Origin of the sequence: Geobacillus sp. CAMR5420 (assembly GCF_000691465.1) — a bacterium.
Lineage (GTDB): Bacteria > Bacillota > Bacilli > Bacillales > Anoxybacillaceae > Geobacillus > Geobacillus thermoleovorans.
In genome coordinates, this window is sequence record NZ_JHUS01000029.1 from 93,031 (window position 1) to 104,425 (window position 11,395).

Below are 11,395 nucleotides of genomic sequence, written 5' to 3' on the forward strand. Positions count from 1 at the left end.
TGGCGGGAAGCTCGTTATGATCGGTGTGAGGAGGGAATCGGGATGAAGTTTTATACGATCAAGCTGCCGAGATTTTTAGGCGGAATCGTGCGGGCGGTGTTGAACGCATTTAAAAAAGGATAAGAAAAAAGCACCATTTTTGGTGCTTTTTTGTTGCCGCCGAACAAAAGGAGGGTTGCAACCTTTTGGGCGGCTTCTTTTCGTTAGGCCGTTAGACGCGTTTCACTTTTCCAGATTTCAGCGCGCGCGCCGAAACCCAAACGCGTTTCGGTTTGCCGTCAACTAAAATGCGCACTTTCTGCAAGTTGGCTTTCCATGTGCGGCGGCTGGCGTTCATGGCATGCGAACGCGAGTTGCCGAACGATTTCTTCTTGCCGGTAATGAAGCACTTCGCCATCGTTTTTCCCTCCTTGCTTTCACATCCCTCTAAAAACACTATTATAATTTACCATACAACTGTAGGGATTGCAATAGACGTGCGGTTTTCTTTCAAGAAACTGTCCTTGACATATATTTCAGTTTTCGGCTAAATAATACTAGTGGGCGGACGGGAAGCGCTTTGAAAACAGAAAGCGTTATAGTACAATAGGGGTAGCTGTGCGAGATACGCAAAGGGGGAACGAGCATGTCGATCGAATGGCAAACGAAATACGGGCGCATCGAAGTCGCCAATGAAGTCATTGCGATGATCGCGGGGGGAGCTGCCGTCGATTGCTACGGCATTGTCGGAATGGCGTCGAAAAACCAAATTCGCGATGGGCTGTCGGAAATTTTGCGCCGGGAGAATTTTTCCAAAGGGGTTATTGTCCGCGAAGAAAACGGCGAGGTACATATCGATATGTACATCATCGTCAGCTACGGAACGAAAATTTCCGAAGTCGCTCATAACGTGCAGTCGAAAGTGAAGTACACGCTCGATCAGACGCTCGGGCTGGCGGTTCAGTCGATCAATATTTACGTTCAAGGGGTTCGGGTGTCAAACCCGTAGTAAGGAGGAGTTAGCCGGTGACAATGAGGACGCTTGACGGAAGACGATTTGCCGATATGGTGCAGCAAGGGGCCGCACATTTGGCGAACAACGCCAAGACGGTCGATGCGCTGAACGTCTTTCCGGTTCCAGATGGCGATACAGGAACAAACATGAACTTGTCGATGACGTCCGGGGCGAAAGAAGTGAAGGCGAATGCCTCCGACCATATCGGCAACGTCGCCGCGGCGCTGGCAAAAGGGCTGTTGATGGGGGCGCGCGGCAATTCCGGCGTCATTTTGTCGCAGCTGTTCCGCGGATTTGCCAAGGCAGTCGAAGGCAAACAAGCGGTGAACAGCTTCGAATTCGCCGCCGCTTTGCAGGCGGGGGTGGACACAGCCTATAAGGCGGTGATGAAGCCGGTTGAGGGGACGATCCTCACCGTTGCCAAAGAAGCGGCGCGCAAGGCGGTGGAGGTGGCAAAAAAAGAACGCGACGTGATCGCCGTGATGGAAGCGGCGCTCGCCGAGGCGAAAGCGGCGCTGCAGCGCACACCCGAATTGCTCCCGATCTTAAAGGAAGTCGGTGTCGTCGACAGCGGCGGTCAAGGGCTCGTATACATCTATGAAGGGTTTCTTGCTGCTTTGAAAGGAGAAATCGTGAGCGCCGCACGCGCTGAGGCGCGGATGGACGATCTAGTGAAAATGGTGCACCATCAAAGCGCGCAAAGCCATATTCATGCCGATGAGATCGAGTTTGGCTACTGTACGGAATTTATGGTCCGTTTTGAGCCCGAAAAGCTGGCCGAGCACCCGTTTTCCGAAGAAACGTTCCGCCGCGAGTTAAGCCAGTTCGGCGACTCCTTGCTCGTTGTCGCGGATGAAGAGCTTGTTAAGGTGCACATCCATTCGGAAACGCCGGGTGAGGTGCTGACATACGGTCAACGCTACGGCAGCTTGATCAATATTAAAATTGAAAACATGCGCGAACAACATGCCAACATCGTCGGCAAGGAGGCAAAAACGCTTCCTGGCGTTGCCAAAGAGGAAGCAAAGCCGTACGGCATCGTCGCCGTCGCCATGGGCGCTGGCGTGGCTGAACTGTTTCGGAGCATCGGTGCACACGCCATCATTGAAGGTGGGCAAACGATGAACCCGAGCACGGAAGAAATCGCTGACGCCATCCGCCTCGCCAACGCGGAAACGGTGTTTGTGCTGCCAAACAACAAAAACATTGTGATGGCGGCAAAACAAGCGGCGGAGCTTTCCGAACAGCGGGTGATCGTCATCCCGTCGAAAACGGTTCCGCAAGGTCTGGCGGCGCTCTTGGCGTTCAATCCGGCGCAATCGGCCGAGCAAAATGAGCGGGCGATGACGGCGGCGCTGTCGCGAGTGAAAACGGGGCAAGTGACATTTTCCGTGCGCGATACGACGATTGACGGCATCGAGATTCAAAAGGGCGATTACATGGGGTTATGGGATGACCGCATTATTGCCGCTGACAAAGACAAACTCGCCGTAACGAAGCGGCTGCTTGATGCGCTCATTGATGAAGAAAGCGAAATCGTGACCATTTTGTACGGCGAAGACGCAACGGAGATCGATGTGGAAACAGTCGTTGCCTATTTGGAAACAAAACATGACGGGGTCGAAGTGGAAGTGCATAACGGAAAGCAGCCGCTGTATCCATTTATCATTTCCGTCGAATAATATGTTAGAATAATAGAAGGGAGCATTCCCTTCTATTTTTCTTATTTTTCTGTTTTGTGGAGGAATAGCGGAGATGAAATACAAAAGCGTCTTTGATATCATTGGCCCGGTGATGGTCGGGCCGTCAAGTTCACATACGGCCGGGGCGGTGCGCATCGGTTTGGTTGCGCGCAAGTTGTTTGGCCGAAAGCCGACGTGGGCGCGCATTTCGTTTTACGGCTCATTTGCCGAAACGTATCGGGGGCATGGCACCGACGTTGCCATTGTCGCCGGGCTGCTTGGGTTTGACACGTTCGATGAACGTCTTCCGAATGCGCTTGAGATCGCCCGAGCGGAAGGTGTAGATGTGTCGTTTTCCGCCGAGGAGGCGATTCCGCATCATCCGAATACGGCGCGCCTGCGGATTGGCGATGATGAAGGCGAGCTTGAGCTCGTCGGCATTTCGATCGGCGGCGGCAAAATCGAAATCGTCGAATTGAATGGGTTTGCCTTGAAGCTGTCTGGCCACCATCCGGCGCTGCTCATTATGCATAATGACCGGTATGGGACGATTGGGGCGGTGGCTTCGGTGTTGGCGAAACAGAAAATCAACATCGGCCATATGGAAGTGTCGCGCAAGGAGAAAGGGAAAGAGGCGCTCATGGCGATCGAAGTTGACCAGCCGTTGACCGATGATCTGATTCAAGAATTGGAGCAGCTGCCGAACATCATTCAAGTGGCGAAGCTTGCGGATTGAAAAGAAATCGGTTTCATGTTGATGTGCATCAAAGAAGATAAGCCATGATGGAGAGAGGACAGGTGGGAATCAAATGTTTCGCAATGTGGCTGAACTTGTGGCGTTGGCCGAAAAGGACAGCATCAAAATCGCTGAAGTGATGATTCGTCAGGAAGTGGAAGTGAGCGGGCGAAGCCGGGAAGAGGTGATCGCGCAAATGGATCACCATCTAGCCGTCATGGAGCGCGCCGTCGAGAGGGGACTCGAAGGGGTTGTGTCCCGCTCCGGATTGACGGGCGGAGATGCGGTGCGGATGCAGCGTTATATTGAGGGCGGCCGTTTTTTGTCCGGAGAGACGATTTTAGACGCCGTCAGCAAAGCCATGGCGACCAACGAAGTGAACGCAGCGATGGGCGTCATTTGCGCCACGCCGACGGCTGGGGCGGCCGGCGTCGTCCCGGGGACGCTGTTTGCCGTGAAAGAGAAGCTGCGGCCGACAAGAATGGAAATGATTGAGTTTTTGTTTACAGCCGGGGCGTTTGGCTACATTGTCGCCAACAACGCCTCGATTTCCGGCGCCGCCGGCGGCTGTCAAGCCGAAGTTGGGTCGGCGGCCGGCATGGCCGCCGCGGCGCTGGTTGAGCTGGCCGGTGGGACGCCTGCTCAAGCGGCCGAAGCGATGGCCATCGCCTTAAAAAATATGTTGGGATTAGTATGCGACCCGGTTGCTGGCCTGGTCGAAGTGCCGTGCGTCAAGCGGAACGCGATGGGGGCGGCGAACGCCATGATCGCTGCGGATATGGCGCTAGCCGGCATTAAAAGCCGCATCCCGTGCGATGAAGTGATTGAAGCGATGTATCGCATCGGTGCAGCCATGCCGGTGGCGCTCAAAGAAACGGCGCAAGGGGGGTTGGCCGCGACGCCGACTGGCCGCGCCATTGCGGCCCGCATTTTCGGCGCTTCTGCGGCATCGAAGTGAACGAAGCGATGCAGCAGCCGGTGACGGCGGTCAAAGGCATCGGTGAAGAGACGGCGGCGGCGCTTGCCGACATCGGCATCGCGACGGTCGGTGAGCTGCTTGCGTACGCCCCGTACCGCTATGATGATTACAAACAAAAAGATTTGGCCGCCGTCCGCCATGAAGAAAAAGTGACAGTGGAAGGAAAAGTATACAGCGCCCCGCTGTTGACGTATTACGGAAAGAAAAAATCGCGCATTTCCTTCCGCATGCTGGCCGATCGCTACTTGATCACCGTCGTTTGTTTCAACCGTCCCTATTTGAAGGAAAAAATCGCCCTGAACGAGACGGTGACGGTGATCGGCAAATGGGACCGGCATCGGCAAACGATCAACGCCTACGAGCTTCGGTTCGGACCGGCTCCGGAGACCACCGGCATCGAGCCGGTTTACTCCGTGCGCAGCCCACTGACGGTGAAAACGATGCGCCGGTTGATGAAAGCGGCGTTCGAACAGTTTGGCGAGCACATTCCCGACCCGCTGCCGCCCGCTTTGCGCCGCGCTTATCGCCTTGTCGACAAACAAGAAGCGCTCCGCGCCCTTCATTTTCCGCGCACGCGCGAAGAATTGCATCAGGCGCGGCGCCGGCTCATCTATGAGGAGTTTTTGTTGTACCAGCTGAAAATGCAGGCGCTCCGTCGATTGATGCGCGATGAGCGGCGCGGCGTCGTTCATTCGTTTTCTGAAGAGCGGCTTTCGTCCTTTCTTTCCGGATTGCCGTTTGTCTTGACGAACGCCCAGCGCCGTGTCATCGGCGAAATTTTGGCGGACATGCGCTCGCCGCGGCAAATGAACCGGCTTTTGCAAGGCGACGTCGGTTCTGGCAAGACGGTCGTTGCCGCTGTCGCTCTTTACGCCGCCGCTTTGTCCGGATTTCAAGGAGCGCTGATGGTGCCGACGGAAATTCTGGCTGAACAGCACGCCCGCTCGCTCGCCGAGCTGTTTGCCGATACGGATGTGACGATCGCGCTCTTGACAAGCTCAGTGAAGGGAAAGCAGCGCAAAGCGGTGCTTGCCGAACTGGAAGAAGGAACAATTGATATCGTCGTAGGCACGCACGCCTTGATTCAAGAAGGAGTGCAGTTTCGCCGGCTCGGCCTCGTTATTACGGACGAGCAGCACCGGTTTGGCGTCGAACAGCGCCGCGTTTTGCGTGAGAAAGGGCATGCACCGGATGTATTGATGATGACGGCGACGCCGATTCCGCGCACACTCGCCATTACGGCGTTCGGCGACATGGACGTATCGGTGCTCGATGAAATGCCGGCCGGACGAAAAAAAGTCGAGACGTATTGGGTGAAGCATCATCAGTTCTCCCGCGTGCTCGATTTTATCGAAAAGGAATTGCGCCGTGGTCATCAGGCGTATGTCATCTGTCCGCTCATTGAGGAGTCGGACAAATTGGATGTGCAAAACGCCATCGATGTCCATAGCCAGCTTGTCCATTATTATCGCGGGAAATATGAGATCGGCTTGATGCACGGCCGGCTGTCGGCCGACGAAAAAGAACGCGTCATGAGGGCGTTCAGCGAAAACCGCATCCATGTGCTCGTCTCGACGACGGTCGTTGAAGTCGGCGTGAATGTACCGAATGCGACGGTGATGGTCATTTACGACGCCGAACGGTTTGGCCTCGCCCAGCTCCATCAGCTGCGCGGGCGGGTCGGGCGCGGCGACGCCCAGTCGTACTGCATTTTGATCGCCGACCCGAAATCGGAAGTCGGCAAAGAACGAATGCGCATCATGACGGAAACGGCCGATGGGTTTGTGTTGGCCGAAAAAGATTTGGAGCTGCGCGGTCCGGGCGATTTTTTCGGTACAAAACAAAGCGGGCTCCCGGAATTCCGCTACGGCGATCCAGTGCATGATTACCGCATTTTGGAAGTCGCCCGCCGCGATGCCGCCAAGCTCGTTTCCTCGGCCGCGTTTTGGCGCGATGAGGCGTACGCCGGGCTGCGCGCCGAGCTGGAAGCGTCCGGCATACTCGATGGGGAAAAGCTAGATTAATAGACAGGGGAGGAGGCGCCGGCGCATTCGCGCCCCGCTGTTTTTTATGGTAATTGATTTTTTGGCCAGTGGAAGCCTATATTTTTATTGCTCGGACGGAGGAGGCAGGAGATGCCTGTCCCACTATTTCGTTTGTGGGCCTCGAGGATGGAGCAGAAAGCCGTTTGGCGAGGGGGGCGTCGGATCCACAGCGGCCGACAGCATGTGGCGCTGTTCATTTTTTGTGCTTGCATTTCGTTTTTTGATATTATATATTACTTTTAGTACCTAGTCATAAAATCGGACGGTGTCACGAATCGATGAGAAAAAGCAAACGCGAACGGCAACGGTTGTTGCAGGAGACGATCCGGGAAAACCCGTTTATCACCGATGAAGAGCTCGCCGAAAAATTTTCGGTCAGCGTGCAGACGATCCGCCTTGATCGGCTTGAGCTGTCGATTCCCGAACTGCGTGAGCGCATCAAGAATGTCGCCCGCCAGTCGTTCGCTGATAAAGTGCGGGCGTTGCCGCTTGAAGAAGTGATCGGCGACATTATTGACATCGAGCCGGATGCGAGCGCCATTTCGATTTTCGATGTGAAAGAGGAGCACGTCTTTCGGCGCACCCGCATCGCCCGCGGCCATCATTTGTTCGCTCAGGCCAACTCGCTTGCCGTCGCTGTCATCCATGATGAACTGGCGCTGACAGCGAAAGCGACCATTCGTTTTGTGCGCCAAGTGAAAGAAGGGGAGCGGGTCGTAGCCAAAGCGAAAGTGACCGGAAAAACGGCGCACGGGCGCACAATCGTCGAGGTGAACAGCTACGTCGGCCAGGAGCTCGTCTTTTCTGGTACGTTTGAAATGTATCGTTCAAACATAGAGAAAAAGGATGGGGACAGCAATGAATATCGCGGTTGATGCCATGGGTGGAGACCATGCCCCGAGCGAAATCGTGCGCGGGGCGCTTATGGCCGCCGCCCATTTCCCTGACATCGAGATTACGCTGATTGGCGATGAAGAGAAAATTCGCCCGCATGTGACGGGTGAAGAGCGCATTTCGATCATCCACACCGACGAAGTGATCGAAGCAGATGATGAGCCGGTGCGGGCAGTGCGGCGCAAAAAGAACTCGTCGATGGTGCGCATGGCGGAAGAAGTGAAAGAAGGGCGCGCCGCTGCCTGCATTTCCGCCGGCAATACCGGGGCGCTCATGGCAGCCGGACTGTTTGTCGTCGGGCGGGCAGCCGGCATCGACCGCCCGGCGCTCGCCCCGACGCTGCCGACGTTGGATGGGCGCGGCTTTGTCTTTCTGGATGTCGGCGCCAACGTCGATGCAAAGCCGGAACATTTGCAGCAATACGCTTTGATGGGACATGTGTACGCAAAGAACGTGCGCGGCGTCGAAAAACCGCGCATCGGCTTGCTGAACGTCGGAACGGAAGACCAAAAAGGAAACGAAACAACGAAACGGGCGTTTGCCTTGCTCAAGGAAACGAACCTTCATTTCATCGGCAATGTCGAAGCGCGCGATCTGCTGCAAGGAGTGGCTGATGTTGTTGTCGCCGACGGCTTTGCCGGCAATGTTGCGTTAAAAACGATTGAAGGGACGGCGATGGCGCTCTTTTCCTTGCTCAAGCAGACGCTGACAAGCGGCGTCGCGGCGAAGCTGGCCGCCGCCGTCCTCAAGCCAAAGCTCGCCGGGCTGAAAAAAATGATGGACTACTCGGAGTATGGCGGCGCGGCGCTGTTTGGCTTAAATGCTCCGGTCATTAAAGCGCACGGGTCGTCCGATGCGAACGCCATCTTCCACGCCATCCGCCAGGCGCGAGAGATGGTGGTTCATGATGTCATCGGCACGATCAGAGCGGAGCTGGAACGGGCATAATCGGTAAAGGAGGAATCAAAAATGGGGAAAATCGCCTTTTTATTTCCTGGCCAAGGATCGCAGACGGTCGGCATGGCGAAAGACGCTGCCGAGCATGACGACCGCGCCCGTGCCGTCATCGCGGAGGCTGACGAGCGGCTTGGATTCGCGCTTTCCAAGCTCATGTTCAACGGACCGCAAGAAGAGCTGACGTTGACATATAACGCCCAGCCGGCGCTCTTGACCGCCAGCATCGCCTTGCTCCAGCTTGTCGACGGCGCTGGGCTGAAAGCGGACTATGTCGCCGGCCACAGCTTAGGCGAATATACGGCGCTTGTCGCCGCCGGCGCCATGTCGTTTGCCGATGCCGTCTACGCGGTGCGCCGCCGCGGTGAGCTGATGGATGAAGCGGTGCCGGCCGGTGAAGGGACGATGGCGGCGGTGCTTGGGATGGACGCTGATGCGCTTGAAGCAGTGACAAATGAAATCGCCGCCCAAGGCGATCCGGTCGAGCCGGCCAACTTCAACTGCCCGGGGCAAATTGTCATCTCCGGCTCGAAAGCCGGAGTGGAAAAAGCGGCTCAGCTTTTGAAAGAACGCGGCGCCAAACGCGTCATTCCGCTTGAGGTGAGCGGTCCGTTCCACTCCGCTCTCATGAAGCCGGCGGCAGAAAAACTGAAAGCGGTTCTTGACAGTTTGGTGATTCGTGACGCCGTCATTCCGGTCGTCGCCAATGTGACTGCTGAGCCGGTGACGAAAAAAGAGGACATCGCCCGCCTTCTCATTGAACAACTGTATTCGCCGGTGCGTTGGGAGCAGTCGGTGCGCACGCTTCTTTCGCTTGGCGTCGACACGTTTGTCGAAATCGGTCCGGGAAAAGTGTTGTCCGGCCTTGTGAAAAAAATCGACCGCAACGCCCGCGTTTATGCGGTGAACGATCTTGCTTCCTTCGAAGCGACCGTTGCGGCGCTGAAAGGGGAATAAAGCGATGCTCGAAGGAAAAATTGCTCTTGTGACCGGGGCGTCGCGCGGCATTGGCCGGGCGGTTGCTCTGGAACTTGCCCGCCAAGGGGCGAACGTTGCCGTCAATTACGCCGGCAGCGAGGCGAAAGCGAATGAAGTTGTCGAGGCCATCCGCTCGCTCGGCCGCGAAGCGATCGCCGTGCAGGCGGACGTCGCCCGCGCTGAAGATGTTGAGCGCATGGTGAAAACGACGATTGACCATTTTGGCCGCCTCGATATTTTGGTCAACAACGCCGGCATTACACGCGACAATTTATTGATGCGGATGAAAGAAGAAGAATGGGATGCCGTGATTAACACGAACTTAAAAGGAGTATTTCTTTGTACGAAGGCGGCAACGCGCCCGATGATGAAGCAGCGCTATGGGCGGATCGTCAACATTGCTTCGGTCGTCGGCGTGATCGGCAATCCGGGGCAGGCGAACTATGTCGCCGCCAAGGCCGGCGTCATCGGGCTGACGAAGACGGCGGCGCGCGAATTCGCCAGCCGCAACATCACCGTTAACGCCGTCGCACCAGGATTCATTACGACCGATATGACCGAAGCGCTCAGCCCGGAGCTGAAGGCGGAAATGTTAAAGCAAATTCCGCTCGCCCGCTTTGGCGAGCCGGATGATGTCGCCCGCGTCGTCGCTTTCCTCGCTTCCGACGCCGCGAGCTACATGACTGGACAGACGCTTCATGTTGACGGCGGCATGGTGATGCCGTAAGAAAAACAGTGCTAGTATTTTTTCTGCCAATCGACTATAATCATGAAGGGAGGTGAACGCAATGGCCGATGTATTGGAACGTGTAACGAAAATCATCGTTGACCGGCTGGGGGTTGACGAATCGCAAGTGACGCTCGAGGCGTCGTTTAAGGACGACCTGGGCGCTGACTCGCTCGACATCGTCGAACTCGTCATGGAACTTGAAGACGAATTCAACATGGAAATTTCCGATGAAGAGGCGGAAAAAATCGTCACAGTCGGAGACGCTGTGAACTACATAAAAAGTCGTCTGTAATGCTGCTTTTTTGCAAAGTCCCGTTGCTTCGAACGGGGCTTTCTCTGCTTTTTCAGGGATGCTCGGCGGGCCTTGCGGAAAAAAGCGCACGATTCCCGCTCGCGTAGCGGACCGGAGAACGGATATAATAGAAGAAGACACGGCCATTTTGTTCTGGAACGAAGTCGGAGGGCATTTTTATGTCAAAACAAAAAGATAAAGAGCGCATCCATGAAAAGAGGCGGGCGAAGTTTCAAGAGCTGCAAAAAAAAATCGGCATCACCTTTCGAAACGAAAAGCTGTTGATTCAAGCGTTCACCCATTCATCGTATGTGAATGAGCATCGGCGGCGGCTTCACGAAGACAATGAACGGCTTGAGTTTTTAGGCGATGCCGTGCTGGAGCTGACCGTTTCTCAATATTTATTTCAAAAGTTCCCGCATATGAGCGAGGGGCAATTGACGAAGCTGAGGGCGGCCATCGTCTGCGAGCCGTCGCTTGTGAAATTTGCCAACGCCCTGTCGTTCGGCGAGCTCGTCTTGCTCGGCAAAGGCGAGGAGCTGACCGGCGGGCGGACGCGTCCGGCGCTCTTGGCAGACGTCTTTGAGGCGTTCATCGGCGCTTTGTATTTGGATCAAGGAATGGACGCGGTCATCCGCTTTTTGGAGAAAACGATGTTTCCGAAAATTGATGAAGGTGCTTTTTCTCATGTGATGGATTTTAAAAGCCAGCTGCAGGAATTGGTGCAGCGGGACGGCAGCGGAACGCTTGAATACGCCATTTTGGAGGAAAAAGGTCCGGCCCACAACAAGGAGTTTGTCGCCCGCGTAGCGTTAAACGGCCAAGAGCTTGGCATCGGCGTCGGCCGCTCGAAAAAGGAAGCCGAACAACATGCGGCGCAAATGGCGCTCGAAACGTTGCAGGCTGCCGATCAGCAGTGAAGGCTGGCGCTGTTACGTCAGTCTTTTTTCTGTGAACGTGCGAAGGGATGGAGAGCAAACGCTGCTCATGGGTGTTTCGATGAACATGCGCGCCTTGAGCGGGGGAAGAAAGGCGTTTTTTTCGATAGCTCATATGGTAGGATGAAAAGATCGAACGTCTCGGTTTCCAAAAAGGGCTCCGGGGTGTTTGT

Annotated in this window: 13 protein-coding genes; 12 read left to right on the forward strand and 1 reads right to left on the reverse strand. The window is 55.6% G+C overall.

The features are described 5' to 3' along the window. Nucleotides 1-42: 42 nt before the first annotated feature. Entirely contained in the window at nt 43-123 is an 81-nt protein-coding gene (spoVM, locus tag DI44_RS0117040; RefSeq protein ID WP_011230680.1) for a stage V sporulation protein SpoVM, read from the forward strand. An 88-nt stretch (nt 124-211) separates the two neighbouring features. Here spoVM and rpmB read toward each other — a convergent pair whose 3' ends face one another. Continuing rightward, a complete protein-coding gene (gene rpmB, locus DI44_RS10560; protein ID WP_011230681.1) occupies nt 212-397 on the reverse strand; it encodes a 50S ribosomal protein L28 in 186 nt (61 codons plus the stop codon). 228 nt (nt 398-625) lie between these two features. Here rpmB and DI44_RS10555 point away from each other — a divergent pair, with 228 nt between their 5' ends. From DI44_RS10555 to rnc, 11 genes are all read left to right on the forward strand, one after another. Next, a complete protein-coding gene (locus DI44_RS10555; RefSeq protein WP_011230682.1) occupies nt 626-988 on the forward strand; it encodes an Asp23/Gls24 family envelope stress response protein in 363 nt (120 codons plus the stop codon). Between the two features lie 17 nt (nt 989-1,005). Further along, nucleotides 1,006-2,676, forward strand: a complete 1,671-nt coding sequence (locus DI44_RS10550) for a DAK2 domain-containing protein (protein WP_014195419.1) — start codon at nt 1,006-1,008, stop codon at nt 2,674-2,676. Between the two features lie 73 nt (nt 2,677-2,749). Next, nucleotides 2,750-3,412 carry an L-serine ammonia-lyase, iron-sulfur-dependent subunit beta gene (gene sdaAB, locus DI44_RS10545; RefSeq protein ID WP_011230684.1) on the forward strand — a complete coding sequence of 221 codons (663 nt, stop codon included), beginning with the start codon at nt 2,750-2,752 and terminating at the stop codon, nt 3,410-3,412. A gap of 73 nt (nt 3,413-3,485) precedes the next feature. Continuing rightward, the gene (gene sdaAA, locus DI44_RS10540) at nt 3,486-4,370 is read left to right on the forward strand and encodes an L-serine ammonia-lyase, iron-sulfur-dependent, subunit alpha (RefSeq protein WP_011230685.1); all 885 of its coding nucleotides are present in this window, start codon (nt 3,486-3,488) and stop codon (nt 4,368-4,370) included. Beyond that, the gene (gene recG, locus DI44_RS10535) at nt 4,367-6,415 is read left to right on the forward strand and encodes an ATP-dependent DNA helicase RecG (protein ID WP_033025062.1); all 2,049 of its coding nucleotides are present in this window, start codon (nt 4,367-4,369) and stop codon (nt 6,413-6,415) included. The genes sdaAA and recG overlap by 4 nt, the downstream gene beginning before the upstream one ends. A gap of 299 nt (nt 6,416-6,714) precedes the next feature. Then, the gene (gene fapR, locus DI44_RS10530) at nt 6,715-7,311 is read left to right on the forward strand and encodes a transcription factor FapR (protein ID WP_011230687.1); all 597 of its coding nucleotides are present in this window, start codon (nt 6,715-6,717) and stop codon (nt 7,309-7,311) included. Beyond that, nucleotides 7,295-8,278 (forward strand): phosphate acyltransferase PlsX, encoded by a 984-nt coding sequence (plsX, locus tag DI44_RS10525; RefSeq protein ID WP_033025063.1) that lies wholly within the window; start codon nt 7,295-7,297, stop codon nt 8,276-8,278. The genes fapR and plsX overlap by 17 nt, the downstream gene beginning before the upstream one ends. Before the next feature lie 21 nt (nt 8,279-8,299). Beyond that, the gene (gene fabD, locus DI44_RS10520; RefSeq protein WP_011230689.1) at nt 8,300-9,241 is read left to right on the forward strand and encodes an ACP S-malonyltransferase; all 942 of its coding nucleotides are present in this window, start codon (nt 8,300-8,302) and stop codon (nt 9,239-9,241) included. Nucleotides 9,242-9,245: 4 nt separating this feature from the next. Beyond that, the gene (fabG, locus tag DI44_RS10515) at nt 9,246-9,989 is read left to right on the forward strand and encodes a 3-oxoacyl-[acyl-carrier-protein] reductase (RefSeq protein ID WP_011230690.1); all 744 of its coding nucleotides are present in this window, start codon (nt 9,246-9,248) and stop codon (nt 9,987-9,989) included. A gap of 61 nt (nt 9,990-10,050) precedes the next feature. After that, nucleotides 10,051-10,284, forward strand: a complete 234-nt coding sequence (locus DI44_RS10510; RefSeq protein WP_011230691.1) for an acyl carrier protein — start codon at nt 10,051-10,053, stop codon at nt 10,282-10,284. A gap of 179 nt (nt 10,285-10,463) precedes the next feature. Further along, nucleotides 10,464-11,204 (forward strand): ribonuclease III, encoded by a 741-nt coding sequence (gene rnc, locus DI44_RS10505; protein WP_033025067.1) that lies wholly within the window; start codon nt 10,464-10,466, stop codon nt 11,202-11,204. Nucleotides 11,205-11,395 lie beyond the last annotated feature (191 nt).